Here is a 24,834-nt window from a genome sequence, read left to right on the forward strand (position 1 = left end):
AGTTTTGTCCCAATAAAGTACCTTCAATTTATCTCGGCCCTTATTGCAAAAAACAAAGACACTGCCCGTGAGAGGTGAAACTTGCATCTGCTGTTCGACAATCACCACTAAACCATTTATCGATTTTCTAAAATCGACAAAATCACGATAAAGAAAAACCTCGGGAACATCACTAAACATCTTCATGCGTTAGCCCATTGAGCAGCTCAGCTATAAAGGCAGGAGAAATATTATGAGGAAATGATAATTCACCAACGGGTAGATTCAGTTTGATGGGATATTCAATGGGCTGAGTGATAATGGTTTGTTTGGTAATAATTTTGGCTTGTATAAAATCAGTACGGTTATTGCCTTTAGCGATAATAGCTTTACGCGCATAAAAATACTTAGTACTTAATTGATACTGGTCACAGAACTTTGGTACTGATAGACCGCTAGTGATTTGTTTCTCTACAAGACATTTCCACTCATCGGAAGTTTTACGGCTCATACATTGCTCCTTTTATTACGTTGAAGCAAGTCTAGGGTTAATGCTTAGCTTAGGATATGTGCATTTGGCGAGACGTTCACGAAACTCGCGGCTCGTAACTTCACTCTATTGTTGTGTCTTCGTATCTCGAAACTCGCGGCTCGTAACTTCACTCTATTGTTGTGTCTTCGTATCTCGAAACTCATGACTAGTAACTTTACTCTTTGTAACTGATTTATATTGCATTTAGCTTATTCTTTGGATAATGTGAATTATCTTAATTTGTTAATGTTAATCTAGTGTCTATGGTCAATAAAGCAACTAATGTTGAAACAGCAACTCGCTTAAATCGTAATTTGTCTTTGTTGCATGCGGGCTCAATGATCTCTATTGAGATTATTACGCCTGCAGGTCAACGGGCTAAATTCAGAACAACTTTTATTGGTTATTTACCTAAAAGATATGTACTGATTCAGTTTCCCGATATGAAGAAACTAGGCAGCTTTGCTCAGCATATAACGCAAGGAATGGGCATTACAGTGCGTGGTTTGATTGAAGGGCATGAGGGCGCAGTGCTTGCTTTTATTAGCACCATTAAACAAACCATTCAAATGCCATCACGTATTATAGTATTAGACTTTCCTCGTACGGTTGGCATACAAAATTTACGCTCAGCTATTCGTATCGACACCCATATCCATGCCAAAGTAAAAATAGATCAAGATTATTGGCAAACAACTATTATCAATTTGTCTGTTAGCGGTTGTCAGCTAAATATTGAGAATGGCGAAAAACTTGTTTTATCAGAAAAAAAAGTGATTGAAATTATTATTGAAGATAAGCAAGGTGGTAGTAACATTAAGCTTAGTGGCACGGTATGTAATTTAAAGCAGCAGGCAGATGGATTGTCTTTTGGTGTTAAATTCAACAAAGAAAGTGATAATCAAGTAAATCAGTTGTTACTGAATACTATCACTATACAAGAGTAGTTTTTTGATAACGTGTTCATGACTTAGAGTACTTTGGCTTTAATCGAGCCATCAGTCACTTGTACCGTAATCTCATCGTTCAACGCAACTTGTGAAATTGAATTGATCACTTCATTATTTGTACTTCGCGTGATGCTATAACCGCGAGCAATCGTTGCTAACGGGCTTACTAGCTGTATTTGCTCTATTAGATGTACAAAAAACTTGCGCTTATGCTGTAAGCTATTTTGCATAGCATAAATTAATCTTTGCTCTTGCTGTTTTACTTGGTGTTGTTGTTCAGTGATACCCTTTAAAGGGGATAACTGTTGTAATCTTTGTTGTAATTGTTCCGGCTGTTGTGTTGATTGTACCATTAACCGTTGTATTGCGATTGATAAGCGCAGGCTCAACTCATCGTGTTTTTGTTGTTGTATCCGTAGTTGTTGCTCAGGATGAACTTGTGCCAACCTATGTTGGATATGATTGTGTTGTTGCAGCAAATCGGCTTTTTTTCGGCTAATAGCATGGATTAAACGTTGTTCACCAATTTTTATTTTATCTAATAATTCACTACTGTCACTTGCGACTAATTCAGCTGCCGCTGAAGGTGTAGCAGCACGTAAATCGGCGACATAATCGCTTAATGTAGTATCAACTTCATGGCCAACCGCACTGATAATGGGTAAGTGACTATCATAAATAGCTTGTACTACAGACTCTTCATTGAACGGCCACAGATCTTCTAAAGAGCCACCACCACGACCAACAATCAGTACATCGCATTCTTGTCGACTATTCGCTTGAGCAATGGCATGACAAATATCATTACTGGCATATTCTCCTTGAACTAATGCAGGATAAATAATGGCGTTAATGTTGGGATTGCGGCGCATCAATACCGATAAAATATCTTTAACAGCAGCGCCGGTAGGTGAAGTTACTATACCTACCGTTTGAATGTGCTCAGGGATGGCTTGCTTGTGTGTTTGGGAAAACATACCAAGGGCATTGAGCTTGTTTTTTAACTGTTCATACTGTTGACGTAGTAATCCTTCACCAGCATCTTCCATCTGTTCAATAATTAATTGAAAATCACCACGAGGCTCATACAATGAAACCTTGGCACGCACTAATACTTGTTGTCCATTACGTGGTATCCCTTGGTTAGAAAGTCTAACACGACGATTATTACCTTTAAACATGGCACAACGAACTTGTGATTTACTATCTTTAAGGGATAAATACCAATGACCGGAACCCGCAGCAACAAAGTTAGATATTTCACCCGTTAGCCAAACAGTATTGAGCTCGCTTTCTAAAATAAAGCGAACTTTTCTGGTTAACTCACTTACTTGTAAAATGTGCTGTGCTGCCATAAAAATCGGTGTTTAATCAGTTAAATCGTGTTGGAACAAGAGTATATACCCAAACCACCTCAATATGCGAGTTTCAGGACGTCTGAGCTATACCCAAGCCACTTCAAAATGCGAGTTTCAGGGCTACAGAGAAATTCTTGATCAAGGCGTATATGCCGCGTTATTGATTTTGACAATAGAACAACTATTACCTTCAATCAATGCCTTGCCTATATACCCGTAATCATTCAAAGTGCGTGATTTCAGTGGGAATTAAAAGCCATTTAAGCAAGGCATTAAATTTATAGAATGGTTGTTCCATTCTTTAATTTAATAACGCAGTATAAATGACTTTTAAACCCATCGAAGAAGGGCTTGAGCAATCTCACTTCCTCGTTGCTGTGATTTATAAGGGAGTAACCATTATTACATCACAGCGCCTTGAATTGAAATCGCTCAAGCACTCTGAAACCTGCATCTTGAATGGTAACGGGTATAAGCCTTTTAATTCTCGCTGAACCCTGCATCTTGAAGTGGTTTGGGTATAAACATTATCAATGGGTATTTATTTTGCTTTCATCAATGAAAATAATACTACTTGATGTTAAATTTATGTTTACCTAACCAAAGAAAACAGTTAAAATTCTGCCGCAATATTCAGTACTAACTTATACGACTTTAGTACTCACTTCACATCTAACTCTGGTGATATTGCGATGTTACGAATTGCCCAAGAAGCGTTAACTTTTGACGATGTTCTACTAGTACCTGCTCATTCAACGGTACTACCTCATACAGCTGATCTAAAAACCCGTTTAACCCGAAAAATCACATTAAATGTACCTATGGTTTCTGCATCTATGGATACAGTCACTGAAGCACGTTTAGCTATTACCTTAGCGAAAGAAGGTGGTTTAGGTTTTATTCACAAAAATATGACTATCGCAGAACAAGCCAGTAATGTGAAGCAAGTTAAAAAGTATGAAAGTGGTATTGTCTCTGACCCGAAAACTGTCAGAGCCTCTGATTCTATTGAGAAAATCATGCGTAAAGCCGATGATTTAAGTTTTACCGGCTTTCCAGTAGTTGATGATAACAATAACCTAGTCGGTATTATTACCGGTCGTGATTTACGTTTTGAAACAGACTTAACTAAGCCTGCATCAGCGTTGATGACCACTAAAGAAAACTTAGTGACAGTTAAAGAAGGTGCTGCACGCGAAGAAATTTTAGGACTAATGCATGAAAACCGTATTGAAAAAATATTGGTTGTTGATGATGCGTTTAAATTAGTGGGTTTAATTACGGCGAAAGATTATCAAAAAGCTGAAAACAAGCCGAATGCATGTAAAGATGAGCTAGGCCGCTTACGTGTTGGCGCTGCTGTTGGCGTTGGTGCCGGTACTGATGAGCGTATTGACGCTTTGGTTGCTGCAGGTGTTGACGTATTATTAATTGATACTTCTCATGGCCATTCACAAGGCGTATTAGACCGCGTTAAAGAAACTCGCGATAAATACCCTGATTTACAAATTGTTGCTGGTAACGTTGCTACCGGTGCTGGTGCGAAAGCAATGGCTGATGCGGGTGTTGATGCCGTTAAAGTAGGTATTGGCCCAGGTTCAATTTGTACAACACGTATTGTTACCGGTGTTGGTGTTCCACAGCTAACGGCTATTTCAAATGCAGTTGAAGCATTGAAAGGCACAGGCATTCCAGTGATTGCTGATGGCGGAATTCGCTTTTCAGGTGATATTGCTAAAGCTTTAGTCGCGGGTGCACACTCTGTAATGGTTGGTAGCATGTTGGCAGGTACTGAAGAAGCACCGGGTGAAGTTGAACTTTACCAAGGTCGTTACTATAAATCATATCGTGGTATGGGTTCTTTAGGTGCTATGGATCAAAAAGAAGGTTCAAGTGATCGTTATTTCCAGAAATCTGATGGTGAAGCTGATAAATTAGTCCCAGAAGGTATTGAAGGTCGTGTGGCGTATAAAGGCCCGGTATCGGCAATCATTCATCAACAAATGGGCGGTTTACGTTCATCTATGGGCTTAACTGGCTCTAAAGATATTGAGACAATGCGTACTAAGCCTGAGTTTATGAAAATAACGTCAGCAGGTATGGGTGAGTCGCATGTACATGATGTAACCATCACAAAAGAAGCCCCTAATTATAGAATGGGCTAAGCCGAAAATTTCATTTCTGTGCTATTTAGCGTAATAGCGGCATCATAAGTGCTCATTGACTAGCGTCAACTCCGCGCTTCTTCTTTGCTCTAACGCTAACTAGCTTTGAACTAAAACATTCTTAATCTTTTGCTAAACGTAAAGAGATTAAAAGATAAAAATTCAAACAGGTTGAGCTGTAACTCTTAAATAGAGAAAGCTCAGCCTTTTTATTTAATGTACACCGCTCTATATGAATGGGCTTTAGGCAAGGCTGTTGAGTGATTAAACAAATGACTTATCTTATGATAAATAAGGTTTTATAAATGATTTTGTTTAATGATGAAAACAACGCAGTATAAAGTTTATTCATGACGAGTGTTAATAGTAGGAAAACAAACATGAGTAAAGACATTCATGATCACCGCATACTGATTTTAGATTTTGGTTCACAATACACTCAGCTTATTGCTCGTCGTGTACGTGAAATTGGCGTTTACTGTGAACTTTGGTCATGGGATGTGACTGAAGCGCAAATTAAAGAATTTAACCCAACGGGAATTATTCTTGCGGGTGGCCCTGAATCAGTGACTGAAACTAATTCACCTCGTGCGCCAGAATATGTATATACCGCTGGCGTACCGGTATTAGGTATTTGTTACGGCATGCAAACAATGGCAGAGCAACTTGGCGGTGGTGTTGAAAGTTCGAGCCATAAAGAGTTTGGTTATGCTGCGGTTGAGTTAATTACTAAATCGGCGTTATTCAATAATGTTGAAGACAGTATTGGCGATAACGGTAATGCTTTACTTGACGTTTGGATGAGCCATGGCGATAAAGTATCGGCAATTCCTGACGGTTTTGTAACGGTTGCTAAAACCGACAGCTGTGCCTATGCGGCAATAGCCAATGAAGACAAGCAATTCTATGGTGTTCAATTTCACCCAGAAGTTACCCACACAAAGCAAGGTATGCGTATTTTAGAGCACTTTGTTGTTGATATTTGTCAGTGTGAAAAACTTTGGACTTCAGCAACTATCATCGAAGACGCTATCGCTAAAATGAAAGCGCAAATTGGTGATGATGAAGTTATTTTAGGCCTTTCAGGTGGCGTTGATTCATCAGTTGTTGCCATGCTTTTACAACGCGCTATTGGCGATAAGCTTACCTGTGTTTTTGTTGACAACGGTTTGTTACGTTTAAACGAAGGCCAACAAGTAATGGATATGTTTGGTGATCACTTTGGTTTAAAAATAATACATGTGAATGCCGAAAACAGGTTCTTAGACAGAATGGCAGGCGAAAGCGAGCCAGAAGCAAAACGTAAAATTATCGGTAATGTTTTTATTGATGTGTTTGAAGAAGAGTCGAAAAAACTTGAAAATGCTAAATGGTTAGCTCAAGGGACTATTTACCCTGATGTTATCGAATCAGCTGCGTCAGCAACAGGTAAAGCCCATGTGATTAAATCGCACCATAATGTTGGTGGCTTACCTGATTATATGGAGCTAGGTTTAGTTGAACCATTACGTGAATTATTTAAAGATGAAGTACGTAAAATTGGTTTAGAACTCGGTTTACCATACGATATGCTTTATCGTCATCCATTCCCTGGGCCTGGGTTAGGTGTACGTGTTTTAGGTGAAGTGAAAAAAGAATACTGTGATTTACTACGCCGTGCAGATGCTATTTTTATTGAAGAATTACACAAAGCTGAGCTGTACCACAAAGTTAGCCAAGCCTTTACGGTATTCTTACCGGTACGTTCGGTTGGTGTTATGGGCGATGCCCGTAAATATGACTGGGTAGTTAGCTTACGCTGTGTTGAAACTATTGATTTTATGACCGCTCGTTGGTCACATTTACCATATGATTTCTTAGGCTTGGTTTCAAACCGTATTATCAATGAAATTGATGGCATTTCACGTGTTGTTTACGACATCAGTGGTAAGCCGCCAGCGACAATAGAATGGGAATAACTTGTTAAGTGATTTTTAAACTTGCTGTAATGTACTACTTCATCGTCAAACGTACTTACTGACTAGCGTCAGCTCCGTGCGATTTCCTTGAATTAATAAATTACTTCGTCGTTTAAACAACACTTAGATTTTATACCTTGATAAAACCCCAATGTTGAAAAACCTTGGGGTTTTTGTTGGTTATTTATAAATAGAATAAATACATACCCGACTCGTTTAATCAATATTAGCGCTTTTCACACTAGGCGATAAAGGGTATTGTGAAAAGTAATACTAATTGAACAATAATTTTAGGATCAAATAAGGAAATTTTATGTTTAAATTCAGTCAAAAGTTATGCGTTATTATAAGCTTTATTACATTATCAGGCTGTTCAAGCGCTTATTATTCGGCAATGGAAAAAGTAGGAATTCACAAACGTGACATCATGGTTGATCGTGTGGTTGACGCCAAAGAATCTCAACAAGACGCTCAAGAGCAATTTAAGTCGGCATTAGCAGAAATGACGGCATTAATTAACTTTGATGGCGGCGATCTTGAAGAGCAATATAATGTAATTCAAGAGCAATATGAAGACTCTAAAGATGCGGCAGAGCGTGTCAGTTCACGTATTGAAAAAATAGAAGATGTGTCTGATGCGCTATTTGAAGAGTGGGAAGACGAAATAGATGAGATTTCAAGCTCAAGCCTTAAAAGACAAAGCGCTACAAAATTAAGAGAAACCCAACGTCGTTACCAGTCATTAATTAAGTCTATGCGTAAAGCGGAAAGTAAAATGGCACCTGTTTTATCAGCATTAAAAGATAACAGCCTGTTTTTAAAGCATAACTTAAATGCTAAAGCGGTTGGTGCATTACAAGGTGAAATGGTATCAATTAAAAGAGATGTTAGCGCACTCATTAAAGAGATGAATTCAGCCATTGAACAATCACAAAAATTTATAGATATGTTGGAGAAGTAAGAATGTCTATTGAAAGACAAGAAACGAAGCAACGCATGAGTCGTATTGTTAAGCATAACGGAACCATCTATTTATGCGGCCAAGTAGCGGCAGATGCAACAAAAGATATTACCGAACAAACACAAACCATGTTGGATAAAGTGGATGACTTATTAATAAAAGCGGGTAGTGACAGAGAGCACATATTATCAGCAACTATTTATGTTAAAGATATGAGTTATTTTGCTGATATGAACGCCGTATGGGATGCTTGGGTACCGACAGGTTATGCGCCTGCACGTGCTTGTGTTGCGGCTAAAATGGCACGCGAAGCTTTGTTAGTTGAAATTTCAGTCGTGGCGGCAGAGATTTAAAGTAAAAAATAAAGTGTCGCTATTGAATAACAATTTACTGGAATATAGAACATGAATGGACAGCCTTTAAACTCTCTTCAACAATCGTTAAAAACTACTTTTGGTTTTGAAGCGTTCAGAGAAGGCCAACAACAAACCATAACGCAATTGCTTTCAGGGCAGTCAACATTATCTATATTCCCAACAGGTTCAGGTAAGTCTTTATGTTACCAATTAACGGCTTTGCACTTACCCCATTTAACGCTTGTTGTTTCACCTCTGTTAGCCTTAATGAAAGATCAATTGGCGTTTTTGGCTAGCAAAGGCATTAAGGCGGCAAGTATTGATTCGACTTTAAAAGGAAATGAAGCACAAACTGTTATGGCAGGTGTGCGCAGTGGTGAAATTAAAGTATTAATGGTGTCGGTAGAGCGTTTCAAAAATGAGCGCTTCAGGCAGTTTATTGAATTGGTACCTGTGTCTATGCTGGTGGTTGATGAAGCGCATTGTATCTCTGAATGGGGTCATAACTTTAGACCCGATTACTTAAAACTACCCAGTTACTGCCAAGCGTTAAAAATATCATTAGTGTTACTACTCACCGCGACGGCTACGCGTAAAGTAAAGCAAGATATGGCGGCTAAGTTTGCCATTCAAGACGAACATATTGTACAAACAGGCTTTTATCGACCAAACCTTGATTTAAGCGTGCTACCCGTTACACAGTCACATAAAAACAAGCAACTTGAACAAGTTATTATGGCGCAACAAGGCGCGGGTATTGTTTACGTTACTTTGCAACATTCGGCTGAAACAGTCGCGCAATACTTAACGCAGCAAGGGATTAACGCTTGTGCTTATCATGCAGGTTTTGACAGTGATACCCGTAGTCAAATTCAGCAAGATTTTATGGCAGGTCAAATACAGGTTATTGTTGCTACCATTGCGTTTGGTATGGGTATAGACAAAAGCGATATACGTTTTGTTATTCATTACGATTTGCCAAAATCCATTGAAAACTACAGTCAAGAAATAGGCCGAGCAGGGCGAGATGGTTTGCCTTCTCAGTGTTTTACCCTAGCAAATCTTGATGGCTTAAATACCGTTGAAAACTTTGTTTACGGTGACACCCCTGAGTTTACTGGCATTGAAATGTTATTAAACACGATAAAATCAGAAGTAATAACAAACACCTATGACAGTAGATCTGAAGGAAAGTGGGAGTTACAAATATTGCAGCTGTCTAATGCCGTTAATATTAAACAATTACCGCTGAAAACGTTACTGGTACAGCTAGAACTCGCTGGCGTGATAGAACCGCTTTATGCTTACTTTGCTGATTTTAAAATTAAACTATTAAAGCCTAAAGCTGAAATTGTTAATAGCTTTAATGATCAGCGTAAAGACTTTTTACAACGCATCTTTAACGCGACAGAATTCAAAAAAGTGTGGGGCAGTTTAAATTTCGATACCTTATTGCAAGACAAAAGCATCGATCGTAATCGTGTTATTGCCGCCCTTGAATACCTGCAAGAACAACAATTAATTGTGCTTGAAACAAAAGGTATGACTGAGGTTTTTAAAATAAACCTGAATGAATTGGCTGATCCGAATTTATGCCAAGACCTTTATAATTACTTTAAAGGCAATGAAGAAAAAGAAATTAAACGTATTGCCACCTTAGTTCGCTTCTTTCAACTGGACACTTGTTTAACAGTAAACCTAGCGCGTTACTTTGATGATACTTTTTTTGATAGTAATAGGTTTGATGATGCTGCTTCTACGAATAATAGCTCAGTACCACAATGTGGTCACTGTAGCGTTTGTCGTGGCCAAGTAGCAGTACTTGAACACTCTCAAACACAAATTCCATGGCCGAATGATGAAACATTAAAACAAGGCATGCTGGAATTAGCACAACGGCTTAACGATAAAATAAACCAACCCTTGTCACTTGAAAGCTATTGTCGTTTTTTTGCAGGCATGACAGTGCCATTATTTGGTCGTAATAAAGTCAGACAATTATCGGGCTTTGGTATTTGTGAAAAACAACGATATCAAGCGATTAGAGATAGAGTTACTCCGCTATTCATCGATATGAACAAATAACATAACTGCTTAAGCAGAGCGTAACTTTCCTTTTTGCTATTCGAGTACAACAGTCAATGTTCACTGCAATAAAAAATTCAATGCCAATGAGTGTTTGGTATATGTTGATCTCGGCATTAGGCTTTTCCTTAATGGCTGCCTGTGTAAAAGAAGTCAGCGGTTTAGGTATTCCGGTACTTGAAATTGTCGCGGTCAGATCCATCGTTTCAGGCATTATTAGTTACGCGGATATTAAGCGTAAAAAAATCCCGATGTGGGGGCACAATAAAATGCTGTTAATTGCGCGAGGCATTGTTGGCTCGTTTGCTCTCATGCTCGTTTACTATGCGGTAACAACCTTGCCATTAGCAGAAGCGACGGTATTACAATATTTGCATCCAGTGTTTACCGCTATTCTGGCGTTGTTTTTTCTAAAAGAAGTTATTCAGCGATCAACCGTTGCCTGTATTGTTATCAGCTTAATTGGCTTATTTATTATTATTCAGCCGAATTTACAAGTAGATGGTGGCGTACATTACCCATGGTTAAGTATTGTCGCTGGTGTACTAGGGGCTTTCGGTAGTGCGGTTGCTTATGTTATTGTGAAAAAATTGACCAAAACCGATGACAGTTCGGTCATTATTTTTTACTTCCCACTGGTTGCCTTTCCCGTTTCAATTATCATGTTAGGCAGTGATTTTGTTGTGCCGAGTTTATTGGCGATGGGCTTATTGATTTTAGTGGGTATATTCACCCAAGTAGGGCAAGTAGGATTAACAAAAGCACTACATTGCGCTGACGCTAACAAAGCAACCGCTTATTCTTACGTGCAAGTACTGTTTTCGGTATTTATAGGATGGGCGTACTTTAGTGAGGTACCCATGATTACCACTATTATGGGTGGTGGATTAATCATGGTAGGCGCGTTAATCAACGTGTTTTGGAAACGCTAGCGGGCTGGTTTATTTTAATTTTAATCGCTTTATTTGCTGTTAGCAGCGATTAATCGCGCATGATCAGGATTAGTTTTTTGTTGTAAATACAGTGTGATTTCTTTGTGTGCTTGGCGAAATGGCTTATATAAATGAGATTTTAGTTCTTTCTTTATCGGTTTAATATCAAGCCCTTTTATTACGCTAAATAATGCTAACGCGTAGACTGTTTCTAACTCAGGTAATGCTGGTTGTCTGTTAAGGTTTCGATTATTACATGAGCCACAACCGCCTTTAAATTGGTAAGCAGTATTTGCAAAAATAACACCAAAGCCCATAAAACAAGCGACTAAATCAATGGTTTGCGCTAATAGGTCTTTGCCGCCGGGGGCACTTGAACCATGTTGATTAACTAAAATACCTGCCTGTATTTGCACTAAATAGGCGATTAAATCTTGCGGTTGGTTAAGTTGACTAGGATGAAAAGCAATGTCTATTGTAGGTGTTGAAGATACGAGCGCTTCACCCTCTACTTTATAGCTTATTTCATTATTTACTTGAGCGCTTATGCCAGCGGTAACAATTGCATTTTCACCACGAAGCGATGATTCAAAAGACAACTGAGGCATTGGCTTTGGGCTAAAAGTATCAGCTGGTACAAGTCTTATTGGCCATGACGTCATCCCAGTGTACTTAATGGTATTAGCAAAAATGGTTTCAGCCATTTCTTCTACGCTGCTTGAACTACCCGGATAGAAGGAGTTATTAGGTAATATCAACTCACTGTTCTTTTGAAAAAAATCACCATCAAGTTGCTCAATACACCAAGCAAAGGTATCAAAAATCCACTCTTTGCTTGATTCATCAATAACAGGTTTTGCTTTGAAAAAAGTTGAGAACATTGATGGTTAGCCTTTATTTATTGTTTATTGGTGTAAGGAGCGTTTGTTAGCACAAGAGTGAGCTTTAGTATTATAAAGCTAAGTTAATTAAGAACCAGCTAATAACAAACTAATTTCAAGATAGTAACGATTAGCGCAATAATTACCATTAATGTTCTCAACTTTTAGGAGGATTTATATGTTATTTATATCGAGTAAACTAAATTTTATTGGCTCAAACGCACATTACAGTCGTGAAAGTGCGCTAAGAAGAAGTAAGTGTTTGAAATTGAGAGTGTTTGTCGAGGTCAACAGTACACCTGTTAGTTGACTTAAATAGGTCGACAGCCAGCCTAATAATCATTGGCATAGCGGACGTTCCTAAGATCGGTTTTGAGACTCATTCCATTAGCCTGAGCTCATTGCTGCCAGTGGATGCCACCTCACAATGCTAACTATGCAGCCCTGAGACCTATTTTAATTAATATATTACTAATTAATTGGCTTAAACTAGTGATGGAGGTTTTAGTACAAGCAACTTTGATCATTTCATTTCTGCGAAACTAAAAACTAATATTGTAAATTATTGTGATACATGGATTAGTACGCGGTAAATCTTTAGTGAGGTATTAAGAGCTGAATGAATGCTAGTAATAACTTGTTTTAAGTATTTATACCTTAGAAAAGTTCAAAGGAGTAATTAGGTACGTCCAATAAACGGTTGATTACTACTTAACCATTTTATATAGCCTTTTACGGGAAGGGCAGGAGAAATATAATAACCTTGTGCTACATCACAGCCAAGTTGATGTAGCAATTGATATTGCTCTGCTGTTTCAACCCCCTCGGCAACCACTTTTCTTTTCATAGAATGAGTCATTTGGATAATAGCTTGAATAATATGTAAGCTTTGATCTTTAATCGCTAAATCATCAATAAATATTTTATCAATTTTAACCCAATCTACAGGTAAAATTTGTAAATATTTTAGGCTGGAATATCCCGTGCCAAAATCATCGATATAGATATCAATACCTAAGGTTCTCAGTTCTGTAAGTACGGATATTGCACGCTCCATATCACCTAAAAAAAGATTCTCGGTAACTTCTACCTGTAAATGATGTGCGGATATTTTGAATTTATTAATGGCTACAGTAAATATTGCTACAATATCTTGATATTGAAATTGAACGGACGAAAGATTAACACCTACTTTCTGAACTATTCCATTTTTTTCAAGTTTTGCTACAAAACAACAGGCTTGGCTTATAATTATTTCGCTTAACTTTAGAATAAGACCACTTTCTTCTGAAACCTCTATAACCTCTTGAATAGTTGAACCTTCAGGTTTATTGTTCCATCGTAATAACGCTTCGCTGCTGTTACATTTACCCGTAGATACTTCAATGCAAGGTTGAAATTCAAGATGAAAGTGATTGTTTTCAATCGCATCTTCAATTTTACTCCGTAAGGTTAATTTTTTGCTTTGTTCATCATCTAAATCCCGACAGTAATAGGCAAAGGTACTGCCTGTAACTTTATTCCTTTTCGCTGAATACATAGCGATGTCAGCACAATTTAATAGACTAGTAACAGTCTCAGCATCATTTGGATATTTCGCAATGCCGATACTTAAACTTGCTGAAAACTGCTGGCCTAATACTTCAATAGGCTTTGAACAGGATGTGATTAAGGTCTTGCAAAAGTGGTCTAAACTGCCGACAGGAGAAAGTTCATTTAAAACCAGCGCAAATTCATCTCCGCCCATACGAGCAACAATATCTACCCCTTTAATATGTTCGGCTATAATAGTGGAAATATTCACCAGTAATGCATCGCCAGATTGATGACCATAACGATCATTAATGAGTTTAAAGTCGTTTAAATCAATCAATAATAGGGCAAAGGTATGGTTATTTATTTTTGATGATTTGATACTTTCAATGATGAAGTCATTAAAGAAGCTTCGATTCGGAATATTAGTTAACGCATCATAATGCGCCATTTTCTTGATGATTTTTTCACTTTCTTTGCGTTCATGAATATCAACAAAAGAACCAACTATACGTAATGCCCCCTCATCAACTTGAGCAACTATATGAAACCAATGATAAATGCCATTTTTGTGTAATAAACGGCATTGTAAATCAATAGTTTTTAGTGAATTTAAAAGTGCTTTATAAGCATTCACAACAGCAGGTTTATCATCCGAATGGATAATGGAAATAAATTCATCGTAGGTTGTAATTTCTTCAGGATGATAAGCTAACTGATTTACAATCGTTTCAGAACAAGAAAAAGTATTGGTTGTTAGGTTATATTCCCATGTTGTGGCACCCGATGCCTGAACAATTAACTCAAGCCGCTCTAAGCTTTCTTTTAGGTGTACTGCCGCCAATTCAGCGGCACTGTGAGCTATTTTTAATTCAGAGGTGCGCTCTTCGACAGTTTGGTCAAGGTTTTTATTGGTGATAAGTAACTGCTGATTAACCTGATATAATTCTAAACTTTTAAATTCCAATAAACGCTCAGCCTCTGTACGAGCAATTTTTTCTCGATCAACTTTACGCTTTAAGAATAAAATTTGTTTTTCGTCTTGGTTCATCATAATTAATTAACGTACGACAGTAATTAGAGTATCTTTGTGCATATTTTCTATATTAATACTCACTTGCTCATCATAATACTGGGCACAGCCGAGGATTAATCCCTTAGCTAAATAAGCAAATGGTCGACAAGAACTATAAATTAGCTTTAATTCATTATCTTTATGACTGGCAGTAGTAAATTTTGGTAGTTCAGCATCCGGATACAGTTTTTGCACTTCAACATGAATAATACTATCTACTGCCAGTAATAAATCAAATAAGTTCTCAAATTTATTAATCAACTCGGGAGCAATATCTGCTAGTCTAGGAAATAAATACTGGCCATAATTTTCTAATAGTTCGTTAACTGGAATATTGGTAAATTTATGTAAGTTGGACACTAATGCTAAAAGCTCTCGGTGATCATAGGTGCCTACTGAAGTATAAGACCCCGCTGTTTTAAGCTCGGTTTCATCAATTAATTTATCGACAAGCTCAAAACCTAATTGCTCTTCTACCATTTCAAAAAATTCAGTAAATACAATGCCTTTCATGATGCACCTTAAATTAACTATTGTTATGTAAAGGAAAAAATAATTTCCATGAATCAGCCTGAGTTATGGATAGTCATTTACATAAAAAAAATGAACAACTGTTTTACATCGCCTTTTCGAACAAAAGTATAGAAACAGGCATGGGTAACTTAATTGTTTTTTTTTATGATGTCTATGGCATATTGATTATGGGTTATTAAAAACTTACCTTAAATTAAGTGATAGACCAGTAGATTTATATTTGGCGTGCAGTTTACAAACATCTAAAGATGTCGTTGAAAAACTTTCACAAGCAATTTATACAGAGAATCAATGGGGGCAGAGCAATTGATTTCAGCAATTGACATTCAATTTCTGATACTTTAAGTCATGCCATTTCAACATCTTGACTGGCGGCAATGGTGGCTTTGTTCCCAGCCAGACTGATCGACTTATTGGTAAAAGTTATCATCAAAAACAACATGTTTTCATCTGTGGGGAACGTCTGCTATCAGGAACCTGCCAGAGTAATGTGGTTGTTCAGTCATGTCCGCTCTAGATCTAAACATACAAAAAATTTCAGTATTAATTTTCAAATGCTAACTTCCGCAGTAGTTGTCTTACCCCGTAGTGGCAATTCCAGACTTAATCAATGGTAAGGTTAAGTCAAAATTAATATTCAAGCTAAAATTAACTAAAAGCCTGTAATATGAAATATTACAGGCTTTTAGAGTGGATAGTTCTTAGCTGTTCTGAATTGTTATTGACTCAAAAACTAATGACTTGTTCCCTTCTCATAGCTAATTTTGTTAAAGACATTGTACTTGCCAGAGGGTTTTTTCATTGGCATGCGTTTAACAATTTCTAATGTTTGAGCATCGTACACAATCAGTTCACCGTCCATATCCCACACACTGAGTAATACGAATTTTCCGTCTTTGGTAAATTCTACATGGGCGGCATTTTTGCCCGGTGCTGGCGCTAAGGTTTTCACTATTTCTAATGTGCTCTTATCAATAACGTGTACTTTGTCATTATTTGGACCAAAGAATACATCGGTCCACGCATAAGGTGACTTGCTGTGGCTGCGCATAAAGAAACCTGGTCCTTCGGTTTTTATTTCTTTGATAATGTCCCAGCTTTCCATATCGATGACGGTAATTTTACCTTCTTTGATATTGGGTGAAGCGAATACTTCCTTACCTTGATAGTTCCATGTGATACCGGAGCCTAAATGTGGCATGCCGGTTAAGCCGATTGAAGCGACTTTCTTTTTAGTGTCTAAGTTGATCACTTGGCCATTATGGCTATTACGCGCAGTACCAATTAAATTGATGTAATCAGGGTCGAAGAAAAAGTCATTTAAATAATCGTCGGTTTTAATACGGCGAATAGGGAATTGCTCACTTTTTTTAGATAGGTCAGCTTTCCAACCTTCAGCTTTCGCTTCTACTCTATAGTCATGCGCCCAGCCTTTATAGACCTCAACGCCGCCTTTATCACTGTAGGGTATCTCCCATACTTCTTTCACGTCTTTTAGTGCAACAATAAAGCTATGACGAGGCGGTGCGTTATAAACAGCACTTACGCGAGAGCTATTACCATCACTGTCTATGGCATCAATCACTTTAAGGGGCGATAAATCGCTGGTATTAAGTATTACTACGTTATTAGGCAGGTAGTTGCCAACAATTAAATATTGCCCGTCATTTGATATGGCGATGTTACGGGTATTAATAGCCGCACGTACTTCATTGACGGTTTTTCGATTATAAATATCGTATTTGCTTATCCACCCATCACGTGAGGCAAAAAAGACAAAACGACCATCAGGTGAATATTTTGGCCCACCATGTAAAGCAAAGCGGGTTTTAAAGCGGTCTAAGCGCTCAAAGGTATCGCCGTTTAATAAGGTAGCGCTGTGATCGCCTAACTCAACTACAATAAATAAATTCATTAAGTCAGCGTCAAACTGCGCTTTATTTGGTAGTTTACTTTGGTCAAAATGTTGCACTTTTGACGCGTTTATATCGGCAACTGTCCAGCTGAGTGACGCTTTTGATGGCGTATAAATATATGTCGCTAAACTGGCAATTTCAGCCTTGGTTAAGGTTTTATTAAAGGCAGGCATTTGAGTAGCAGCACGACCTTTATTGATTACTTTAATCGCTTTGCTTTGACGAAAGCGAGCAAGGTTTTCAGGTAGTAGTGCAGGCCCCATAGCGCCTAATCTGTCTACACCATGACAGCTTTGACAATTGTCTTGATAGAGTTTTTTGGCAGCAACTTTTTCCGTTGCAGACATTGTGGTCTTTTTGACTGGAGCTGCATTGGCAGTACTGGCGGCAAAGGAACTACATAAAAGCGCCACAGAAATAGACAGTAAAAAAGGGTATTTAGTCATGGGGGTAACCTTTTATATTCGTGATCTTAACCGGTGGATCCCCGCTTAGTTACTGCGGGAATCCACCGGTTGTTGGGCTAAACTTCTATAAAATCACTTTTTAGTTGTCGTCCTCGTGGTGCTTTAATCGAGGATCCAGTCGTTTTGTTAAGCTATTTTTTCAGAGACTGATTGCACATAGTCATTAGCATCTAAAAAGCCGGGTGTTTTTAATTGTTGTTCAGTTAGTTGATTAACCACATCACCAATAATTATTAAGGTTGGCGGAGTGATGTTGTGTTTTTCAACAAGCTCAGCCAAGTTACCGATAGTACCACGGTAAGTTTTTTGTTCAGGTTGGGTGCCTTTGCGAATTAATGCTGCAGGGGTATTAATATCTCTGCCATGCTCTACTAATTTTTCAGCTATTTTAGGTAGGGTATTAATGCCCATGTAAAACACAACTGTTTGGGTTGGGCAGCACAAACTTTGCCAAGGTAAGTTAAGTTGACCATTGTTTTGAATATGTCCAGTAATGAACGTACAACCTTGCGCAACACCACGATGAGTAAGTGGAATACCTGCATAAGTTGTACAGCCAGATGCGGCGGTAATGCCGGGGCAAATATGACAGCTAACGCCATGTTGCAGCATGTATTCTGCTTCTTCACCACCTCGACCAAAAATAAATGGGTCACCACCTTTTAGGCGTAATACTTTTTTACCTGAGCGAGCTTCTTCTACTAAAATTTCATTGATTCGGTCTTGCGGTACGCAATGCTTTGCTTGCTCTTTACCCACGTAAAAACGTTCACAATTTTCAGGTAATAGCGCTAGTATTTCTTCGCTAACTAATCTGTCATAAATAGCTATTTCAGCTTGCTCAATAAAGCGCATTGCACGAATAGTCAGTAATTCAGCATCGCCGGGGCCAGAGCCAACTAAAGCGACTTCGCCGCTATTTAGTACTGATTTTCCTCTTGCAGATACCTTTTTATTATCTACAGATATGATGCTATTTTGTTGGTTTATTGATGGTGAGTTCATGTTATTGCCTTATTGCTATTGAGCCACTTTTTCAGGACTGGCTCAGTTGCTTAATTAGTTTCTTTCGTGCTTAATTTGTTACGTATTTTTAATAATCAGCTTGTTACGTGTCGCTAAGTATTTGTTATATCTTCATCAATTTTTCACACGGCCTATTTTACTTTTGCCGTTAAACTTCAACAAATTGAATTGGGTTTTCAGCGTTGGCTAAGTCGTTAGCAAACTTTGACGGCGGCTGAATATAGCCAATTTCATCGTCATCTAAATAACAGCCCGGATCTTCAGCCCACGCATCACCTGATTGTGCAAAAGCACGGGTACGGGTATTGCCACCACAAATAGCTAGGTGATCACAACTTGCACAACGTCCTTTTACTGGACGAGGACTTTCTCTAAAACCAAGCATCAGTGGGTCTTGAGTGTTTTTCCAAACGTCAGAGAATTTTTCTTTTTTTACATTGCCAATAGGATGATTCCACCAGTAAGTATCAGGGTGAATGGTGCCAGTGTTATCAATGTTGGCTACGTTAATGCCACTGGAGTTACCACCCCAATTGATTAAACGCTGTTTTAAATTAGCGATAGCTTCAGGGTATTCTTCAGCATATCTTTTGGTTGCCCATTGTAATAAAAACGGGCCATCAGCGTCATTATTACCAGTAACAAAGTCAGTTTCTATGCCTTGAGTGATATGTGACCATGCACGTTCATAAAGCATTTCCATGGCGTCTTTTGTCATTTTGAACATGGCGTCATTTTCGGCACTGCGCTTGCCACGGCCTGAATAATTAAGGTGAGATAAATAGAATTTATCAACGCTGTTTTCTTCCATTAAATCTAACATCGCTGGTATGTCTTTAAAATTTTCTTTGGTTAAGCAAAGACGCATACCCACTTTAATACCTGCTTCTTTACACAATTTAATGGCGTGCATAGAAGTTTTAAAGCTACCTTGTTGTCGACGAAATTTATCGTGAAATTCTTCTAAACCATCAATACTGATACCTACATATTGATAATTTGCCGCTTTTATTTTATCAATGTTTGATTCATCAATTAATGTGCCGTTAGTTGATAAGGCAACATAAAAACCTTTGGCTTTAGCATAGGCTGTAATTTCATAGATGTCGGGACGAAGCAATGGCTCACCACCCGATAAAATGATTACTGGTACGTGAGCTACTTTTAGATCATCAATAGTGGACTTGACTTGCTCTGTGCTTAGTTCGTCTTTGAAGTCGATATCAAGTGAAGTGGAATAACAATGTTGACAACGTAAATTACAACGACGGATAAGGTTCCATATAACCACAGGACCTGGCATTTTACGTGATGCTTTTACAGGCTTAAGTTCAAGCATGTCATCATGAAGTGTTTTTAATAATTGTGAAATTCTAAACATAATCTTATACCAATTCTATTAAATTTATTCCCAGCTCAGAGCTACTATTAGCGAGCTTAGAACAAGTGAAATTGATTAAATATAGTTATTCTATATTTCACCAATTTTGCGATGTTATCAGTTTGCTAATAAGCTCCCGAAGGGCGAGTACCTAGTAAAAAGTAAAGGCTTATATACAGCGTTATTGATTTTGATAATGGAATAACCATTATCTTTAATTAAATCCTTGCCTTTAAGCCTTTTAATTCTCGCTGAGCGGGAAATAACTTAACAGACTTGGTATTACATACCTTGGCCTAGGGCGTTGCTCTATGTGCGATTTACTTCTTTAATCGCAAACCTGTTTTTTTCAGTATTGCTGTGCTGGTTAACATATCATTATTCTTGGTGATAGAGTTTTGACTTGAATCATTGTTACGTGTAACCAATATTTCTTTTAACAATTCTTTGATCTGACCCCTATACTGGGTTATTTCTTCTTGAGTTTTTCCGTGCACCATGGCAAATAAATTGTAATTCCATTCAGGTAAAAAACGTGGTCTTAAGTAGCAATGGCTAACAAAAGGCAATTGACCAACTGCATCGCCGAATTTTTCAGCGTGTTCATCATCAATATCCCATACGGTCATCCCGTTAAATTGGTAGCCTAATTTATAGTGATTAGGTACAGCAGCAATACGCCTAATAATGCCGCGCTCTTGCATACTTTTAGTTAGGGTAAGTACTTGCTCAACACTAAGGTTCATTTGTTCGGCAATGGCGTGATATGGCTTTTCAATAATGGGAATACCATTTTGAGTTAATAAAATATATTGCCTTTCCTGCTCGGTAAGGTTTTCTTTTGTTATGTGTTCTTTAGTGTCTGTAGACATAATGTAAACTCTTTTGACTGTGGTGTTTTACTTACTTATTAACAAGCTAATTTGTTATACAACTAGCTATACCGGTAAGTATAAACAGACATAAAATTCTTTTAATTTAGGTACATTAAGCACTTTTAAGCCAGTTTTATTTTCAATGGCTTGAACTACTTGCTCAATTTCTTCAGCCGATTCAGTGGCGATAACAAACCACATATTATAGTCATGATCTCGGCGGTAGTTATGAGCAATTTGATCAAAGCTATTGACTTGCTCGGTGACAAAGTCAAAATCTTCTTCGGGTACCGATAAGGCAGCTAAGGTAAACGCGCCACCTAAACTTGCTGCGTCAAACATAGGGCCAAAACGGGTCAGTACTTCTTCACTGCGTAAATTATTTAAGCACGCAATGACTTCTTCCTCAGTGCTTGATACTTCTTCGGCAATTTGCGCAAAAGGGCGTTCACACACGGGTAAGCCATGTTGTAATAGGTTAATTAAGCTTTTTTCTAAGGGTGATAGCTCAACAGTTTGGCATTTTCTTCTTTTGCTTATGCTGCTCTTATCCATGGGCTTGTCCTTGTTCTATTACTTTACTGCTTTGTGTTTTACCGCTTTTTTCTTTACCGTAACGAGCACCGTGTTGCTTGTATGCTTTAAAGCTAAATAGCACGTCTTTTTGAATAGCCTCAAGGCCTAGTTGTTCGGTAATTTGGCTAATTTGTTCTAACACTAGCGCTCTGTCGGTGCCATGAATCATGCAAAATAAATTGTAAGGCCAATCAGGTAGACGGCGAGGGCGCTGATAACACAGTGAAACTGGATCACACTTCGCTAATTCTAGGGCAACGCCATCCATGTCGTCATTAGGTATATTCCAAACCACCATGGCATTGGCGTTATATCCTAGTTTTCTATGTTTAATGACTAAACCAAAACGGCGAATTAGCCCTTCTTCTCGCCAAAGAGAAATTTGCATTAGCACTTGTTGCTCTGTCAATACGAGTTGCTGAGCAATAACTTGGTAAGGGTTTAAATGTGTTGGTAGGCCTTTTTCAATGGCGCTACGTAGCGCTATTTTTTCAATTTCAGTTAAGCGAGCAGTTGTGTCATTTTGCTTAAGGGAAACTAGAGTGTCTTCTTGATTCGAAGTAGGGCTTTCTTTGCCAGTAACATTGATGCTAAACGCTAAATCAATATGGTATGAAGCTTCCATTGGTAAGACTAAAACAGCTAAGCCTGTCAGTAATTCAATATTTGCTAAGGTGTTATTAAGTGCCACCATATCGCTTGCCGTTACCACAAACCATAAATTATAAGTATGCTCTCTGCCGTAGTTATGATTCACTTGGTCAAATTTATTAACAATACTGGCAATTTTATCTAGGTCTTTTTCTGGCACAGCAAGTGCAGCTAATGTGCTTGCGCCTGCTTTTTTATGATCAAACACGGGCCCAACACGTGATAGTACTTCTTTGCTGTTGAGATCATCAACGGCTTGAAATACTTCCGGCTCATTCGTGAAGATATTAACTTGAGCCAGTTGCTCAGCAATTGTTTTATAAGGCTGGCTAGTAAGGGGGAAACCCTTTTGGCTATTATTAATAATGTCTTGCTGTAATTGACTAATTGCTACTGTTTCTTTAGTCATGATTATAACCCTATTTGATGTGCGCGATTGGTGAAAAAGATACCGCTAGGACTTGATGATTTAAGTGTTTTTTGTAAGGTTTGTGTTTTTGTGTCGTATATTTGAATTTCATTACTGTCGCGTACTGACATCCATACGTGTTCGCCACGGGGTGTAAACTCCATATGTAAAACAGCAGGGCCAGGCGTTAAGGTTTTTACTAATTCAAAGGTTTCGGTATTAAATACTTGAATAGTATTGTTATCAGGGTAAGCAAAGTTAACCCATATTTGGCGGTTATCAGGCTGAGCCATAACAAATATTGGCTGGCTATGAGCCGGGATTTCTGTCACTTGTTCCCATGTTTTAGTATTTACTACTAAGACGCTATGTTGACCCACTGCAGGCATAAAAGCGTAATCGCCAGCGATTGCCCAGCCTTCTAAATGCGGCATTTTATAAACGGGTAGTTTCTGCTGGCCTTTACCGTAATTAGGTAAAATGCGTTTAACACCTTTTTCTATATGCCATAAGTCAATAAGCGCCATGCCGTCTTCGCCAAATAAACCCGCTATGTAATAGCGACCGTCAGGGCTGATTAACGCATCGTAAGGGAATAAGCCAATATCAGTGAACTTAGTTAACTTAGGCATAGCTTTAGGTGTTTTGTTTTTCACAATATCAGAAAAATCAGCAACCCATATTTCATGGCTATCAAATAAGCTAAAGACAAATTTGTTGTTTGGTGCATCAACTAAGCCAACTACTTTAGAGCGAACTGGGCTACCATCTTTATTTTTAGGCTTAGTCGTTAAAATTGAACTGTCGATAGTGGCGACTAATTCAAGGGTTTCACTGTTAAAGACTTTAATGCCGCCAGGGGTGTAGTTTGATACGGCAACTAATTTACCGTCTTGGCTAATTGCGCCGCCAATACTATTGCCTGACTGCATTACCCGTTTGGCAATTTTATCTTTAAGAATATCAATTTTAGTTAAACCGCCATCACGGCCAAAAACATAGGCATAGCGTTGGTCACGTGAATAAACAATTGAGGCGTGAGATAAGTCACCTAAACCGTCAATTTCTGCTAATACTTCTTGATGGGTATGGTTAACAATTTGCACTTGGCCTGTGGCGCGTTCAATAACAACACCCATATCACCTGTTGCACGCAACGGTGCTTGAGCAATTTCATTAGGTGTATGACTAACGCAAGCTGCAATAACGCTAGAGAGTATTGCAATGCTTGCTAGTTTTATTAATTTAGTATTCATCAGTAATCCTTTCATGGTGCTATTATCTAATATATTTACTATTTAATCTTTGGTTTACTGTTTAGCTATTTTTCCTGCTTTTAATTGTTGGGAAATCCACAACACTTCTTGTTCAGTTAATAGGTTTTTCCATGGCGGCATGGCAGTTCCTGCACGGCCATATAAAATTGTATTTTGTAAAAAAAGAAGAGGTTTTCCTTCAAGGTTTTCAGGTAATAAAGCTGGCCCTAATCCGCCTTTCAATGTCATGCCATGGCATGAGCCACAATCTTGCTTCACTATATGAGTTAGCTGTGCTTTTCGTGTATTTGATAATGACTTGTCATTAGCATAACTTTGACTTGTTAGTATCAAAAATGTAGCCACTATAGCTGTGATACGACAAGTACGATTAATTATAGGTGAACTCATATTAACTACCCAAACACTGCTTTTTACTTTATGTGTATTCTACAGAGAAGGAGAATAGTGTTTTTTGCCTAAGATCATCTTTTCGAGCATAAAGATAGAACAAAAGGCAGCCTTTATTGATTTAAATCAGCAAACATTAAAAATGATGAAATGTTGACTGTGTTTTTTGGAAGTGTAAAGCTAGCTATCCTGCAATAAAATCATAATATATACCCGTTCCACTTGAAGGTGCATGATTCAGCTGGAATTAGAAACGCCTTAGGCAAGGCATTGATTGAAGAGAATGGTTGTTCAGGATAATGTGCTCCTGCATTATCTAATAAGCTACATCCATGTAGCGCCATTCTCGAAATCAATAACGCAGCATAAAGCGTTTATAAACCAGCCCTTTGGGGAAGGCTGAGCAAATCATACTCTGCGTTACATTTCTTTTTAAGGGCGCTACATGGATGTAGCTTATTAGAGAATGCAGGAGCATATTCTCCTGAATAACCCTTAATAAAAAAATGTGCCTTGATTATGAGTCACTCAGTCTTCCTGAAACGAGCATCTTCAAGTGGATCGGGT

General features: G+C 38.1%; 21 protein-coding genes. 7 read left to right on the plus strand and 14 right to left on the minus strand.

The annotated features are described in order from the left end of the window. Together tnpB and tnpA are read right to left on the minus strand one after the other, a co-directional pair. Positions 1–180, minus strand: a 180-nt coding sequence (gene tnpB, locus DWA31_RS00505; RefSeq protein ID WP_210725508.1) for an IS66 family insertion sequence element accessory protein TnpB, incomplete at its 3' end; no start/stop codon positions are given. Beyond that, complete coding sequence (tnpA, locus tag DWA31_RS00510) at positions 173–490, minus strand: IS66 family insertion sequence element accessory protein TnpA (RefSeq protein WP_114324640.1); 318 nt, start codon at positions 488–490, stop codon at positions 173–175. The genes tnpA and tnpB, both read right to left, overlap by 8 nt. A 284-nt stretch (positions 491–774) precedes the next feature. Here tnpA and DWA31_RS00515 point away from each other — a divergent pair, with 284 nt between their 5' ends. Then, positions 775–1,458, plus strand: coding sequence for a PilZ domain-containing protein (locus tag DWA31_RS00515; RefSeq protein WP_114324731.1), 684 nt, complete (start codon positions 775–777; stop codon positions 1,456–1,458). Positions 1,459–1,481: 23 nt separating this feature from the next. Here the strand turns inward: DWA31_RS00515 and xseA are convergent, their stop codons facing one another. Continuing rightward, a complete protein-coding gene (gene xseA / locus DWA31_RS00520) occupies positions 1,482–2,816 on the minus strand; it encodes an exodeoxyribonuclease VII large subunit (protein ID WP_114324732.1) in 1,335 nt (444 codons plus the stop codon). A 695-nt stretch (positions 2,817–3,511) separates the two neighbouring features. Here xseA and guaB point away from each other — a divergent pair. The 6 genes from guaB to DWA31_RS00550 all read left to right on the plus strand — a co-directional run bounded on the left by guaB (position 3,512) and on the right by DWA31_RS00550 (position 11,276). Beyond that, positions 3,512–4,984 carry an IMP dehydrogenase gene (gene guaB / locus DWA31_RS00525; protein WP_114324733.1) on the plus strand — a complete coding sequence of 491 codons (1,473 nt, stop codon included), beginning with the start codon at positions 3,512–3,514 and terminating at the stop codon, positions 4,982–4,984. A gap of 380 nt (positions 4,985–5,364) precedes the next feature. Beyond that, the gene (gene guaA, locus DWA31_RS00530; RefSeq protein WP_114324734.1) at positions 5,365–6,942 is read left to right on the plus strand and encodes a glutamine-hydrolyzing GMP synthase; all 1,578 of its coding nucleotides are present in this window, start codon (positions 5,365–5,367) and stop codon (positions 6,940–6,942) included. Between the two features lie 313 nt (positions 6,943–7,255). After that, positions 7,256–7,903, plus strand: coding sequence for a DUF2959 domain-containing protein (locus DWA31_RS00535; RefSeq protein WP_114324735.1), 648 nt, complete (start codon positions 7,256–7,258; stop codon positions 7,901–7,903). Between the two features lie 2 nt (positions 7,904–7,905). Then, the gene (locus DWA31_RS00540) at positions 7,906–8,256 is read left to right on the plus strand and encodes a RidA family protein (RefSeq protein ID WP_114324736.1); all 351 of its coding nucleotides are present in this window, start codon (positions 7,906–7,908) and stop codon (positions 8,254–8,256) included. A gap of 51 nt (positions 8,257–8,307) precedes the next feature. Beyond that, complete coding sequence (locus DWA31_RS00545) at positions 8,308–10,344, plus strand: RecQ family ATP-dependent DNA helicase (RefSeq protein ID WP_114324737.1); 2,037 nt, start codon at positions 8,308–8,310, stop codon at positions 10,342–10,344. Between the two features lie 56 nt (positions 10,345–10,400). Beyond that, positions 10,401–11,276: a DMT family transporter gene (locus DWA31_RS00550; protein WP_210725517.1), complete on the plus strand. Its 876-nt coding sequence runs from the start codon at positions 10,401–10,403 to the stop codon at positions 11,274–11,276. Positions 11,277–11,305: 29 nt separating this feature from the next. Here DWA31_RS00550 and DWA31_RS00555 read toward each other — a convergent pair whose 3' ends face one another. The 11 genes from DWA31_RS00555 to DWA31_RS00605 form a co-directional block, all read right to left on the minus strand. Then, entirely contained in the window at positions 11,306–12,157 is an 852-nt protein-coding gene (locus DWA31_RS00555) for a hypothetical protein (RefSeq protein WP_114324738.1), read from the minus strand. Between the two features lie 679 nt (positions 12,158–12,836). Next, a complete protein-coding gene (locus DWA31_RS00560; protein WP_114324739.1) occupies positions 12,837–14,744 on the minus strand; it encodes a putative bifunctional diguanylate cyclase/phosphodiesterase in 1,908 nt (635 codons plus the stop codon). Positions 14,745–14,750: 6 nt separating this feature from the next. Next, positions 14,751–15,278: a heme NO-binding domain-containing protein gene (locus DWA31_RS00565; protein WP_114324740.1), complete on the minus strand. Its 528-nt coding sequence runs from the start codon at positions 15,276–15,278 to the stop codon at positions 14,751–14,753. Positions 15,279–16,032: 754 nt separating this feature from the next. Then, positions 16,033–17,661, minus strand: coding sequence for a nitrite reductase (locus DWA31_RS00570; protein WP_114324741.1), 1,629 nt, complete (start codon positions 17,659–17,661; stop codon positions 16,033–16,035). Between the two features lie 147 nt (positions 17,662–17,808). Next, the gene (gene cobA, locus DWA31_RS00575) at positions 17,809–18,687 is read right to left on the minus strand and encodes a uroporphyrinogen-III C-methyltransferase (RefSeq protein ID WP_114324742.1); all 879 of its coding nucleotides are present in this window, start codon (positions 18,685–18,687) and stop codon (positions 17,809–17,811) included. 169 nt (positions 18,688–18,856) lie between these two features. Then, positions 18,857–20,089: a heme d1 biosynthesis radical SAM protein NirJ gene (gene nirJ / locus DWA31_RS00580; RefSeq protein WP_114324743.1), complete on the minus strand. Its 1,233-nt coding sequence runs from the start codon at positions 20,087–20,089 to the stop codon at positions 18,857–18,859. A 320-nt stretch (positions 20,090–20,409) separates the two neighbouring features. Then, positions 20,410–20,961: a siroheme decarboxylase subunit beta gene (gene ahbB / locus DWA31_RS00585; protein ID WP_114324744.1), complete on the minus strand. Its 552-nt coding sequence runs from the start codon at positions 20,959–20,961 to the stop codon at positions 20,410–20,412. Between the two features lie 66 nt (positions 20,962–21,027). Continuing rightward, entirely contained in the window at positions 21,028–21,519 is a 492-nt protein-coding gene (locus tag DWA31_RS00590) for an Lrp/AsnC family transcriptional regulator (RefSeq protein ID WP_114324745.1), read from the minus strand. Beyond that, positions 21,512–22,600 (minus strand): siroheme decarboxylase subunit beta, encoded by a 1,089-nt coding sequence (ahbB, locus tag DWA31_RS00595; protein ID WP_114324746.1) that lies wholly within the window; start codon positions 22,598–22,600, stop codon positions 21,512–21,514. Before ahbB (DWA31_RS00595) ends, DWA31_RS00590 begins: the two co-directional genes overlap by 8 nt. Positions 22,601–22,602: 2 nt before the next feature. Beyond that, on the minus strand, positions 22,603–23,856 hold the full coding sequence (locus DWA31_RS00600; protein ID WP_245942412.1) for a cytochrome D1 domain-containing protein: 1,254 nt from the start codon (positions 23,854–23,856) through the stop codon (positions 22,603–22,605). 54 nt (positions 23,857–23,910) lie between these two features. Continuing rightward, on the minus strand, positions 23,911–24,267 hold the full coding sequence (locus DWA31_RS00605) for a c-type cytochrome (RefSeq protein WP_114324747.1): 357 nt from the start codon (positions 24,265–24,267) through the stop codon (positions 23,911–23,913). Positions 24,268–24,834 lie beyond the last annotated feature (567 nt).

Source organism: Candidatus Colwellia aromaticivorans (genome assembly GCF_003333305.1).
Taxonomy (GTDB): Bacteria; Pseudomonadota; Gammaproteobacteria; order Enterobacterales; family Alteromonadaceae; genus Colwellia; species Colwellia aromaticivorans.

What these genes read in the sequence shown, in the direction of transcription:
- tnpA (WP_114324640.1), bottom strand. Translation starts at nt 490, where the DNA reads ATGAGCCGTAAAACTTCCGATGAGTGGAAATGTCTTGTAGAGAAACAA.
- DWA31_RS00515 (WP_114324731.1), top strand. Translation starts at nt 775, where the DNA reads ATGGTCAATAAAGCAACTAATGTTGAAACAGCAACTCGCTTAAATCGT.
- xseA (WP_114324732.1), bottom strand. Translation starts at nt 2,816, where the DNA reads ATGGCAGCACAGCACATTTTACAAGTAAGTGAGTTAACCAGAAAAGTT.
- guaB (WP_114324733.1), top strand. Translation starts at nt 3,512, where the DNA reads ATGTTACGAATTGCCCAAGAAGCGTTAACTTTTGACGATGTTCTACTA.
- guaA (WP_114324734.1), top strand. Translation starts at nt 5,365, where the DNA reads ATGAGTAAAGACATTCATGATCACCGCATACTGATTTTAGATTTTGGT.
- DWA31_RS00535 (WP_114324735.1), top strand. Translation starts at nt 7,256, where the DNA reads ATGTTTAAATTCAGTCAAAAGTTATGCGTTATTATAAGCTTTATTACA.
- DWA31_RS00540 (WP_114324736.1), top strand. Translation starts at nt 7,906, where the DNA reads ATGTCTATTGAAAGACAAGAAACGAAGCAACGCATGAGTCGTATTGTT.
- DWA31_RS00545 (WP_114324737.1), top strand. Translation starts at nt 8,308, where the DNA reads ATGAATGGACAGCCTTTAAACTCTCTTCAACAATCGTTAAAAACTACT.
- DWA31_RS00550 (WP_210725517.1), top strand. Translation starts at nt 10,401, where the DNA reads ATGTTCACTGCAATAAAAAATTCAATGCCAATGAGTGTTTGGTATATG.
- DWA31_RS00555 (WP_114324738.1), bottom strand. Translation starts at nt 12,157, where the DNA reads ATGTTCTCAACTTTTTTCAAAGCAAAACCTGTTATTGATGAATCAAGC.
- DWA31_RS00560 (WP_114324739.1), bottom strand. Translation starts at nt 14,744, where the DNA reads ATGATGAACCAAGACGAAAAACAAATTTTATTCTTAAAGCGTAAAGTT.
- DWA31_RS00565 (WP_114324740.1), bottom strand. Translation starts at nt 15,278, where the DNA reads ATGAAAGGCATTGTATTTACTGAATTTTTTGAAATGGTAGAAGAGCAA.
- DWA31_RS00570 (WP_114324741.1), bottom strand. Translation starts at nt 17,661, where the DNA reads ATGACTAAATACCCTTTTTTACTGTCTATTTCTGTGGCGCTTTTATGT.
- cobA (WP_114324742.1), bottom strand. Translation starts at nt 18,687, where the DNA reads ATGAACTCACCATCAATAAACCAACAAAATAGCATCATATCTGTAGAT.
- nirJ (WP_114324743.1), bottom strand. Translation starts at nt 20,089, where the DNA reads ATGTTTAGAATTTCACAATTATTAAAAACACTTCATGATGACATGCTT.
- ahbB (WP_114324744.1), bottom strand. Translation starts at nt 20,961, where the DNA reads ATGTCTACAGACACTAAAGAACACATAACAAAAGAAAACCTTACCGAG.
- DWA31_RS00590 (WP_114324745.1), bottom strand. Translation starts at nt 21,519, where the DNA reads ATGGATAAGAGCAGCATAAGCAAAAGAAGAAAATGCCAAACTGTTGAG.
- ahbB (WP_114324746.1), bottom strand. Translation starts at nt 22,600, where the DNA reads ATGACTAAAGAAACAGTAGCAATTAGTCAATTACAGCAAGACATTATT.
- DWA31_RS00600 (WP_245942412.1), bottom strand. Translation starts at nt 23,856, where the DNA reads ATGAATACTAAATTAATAAAACTAGCAAGCATTGCAATACTCTCTAGC.
- DWA31_RS00605 (WP_114324747.1), bottom strand. Translation starts at nt 24,267, where the DNA reads ATGAGTTCACCTATAATTAATCGTACTTGTCGTATCACAGCTATAGTG.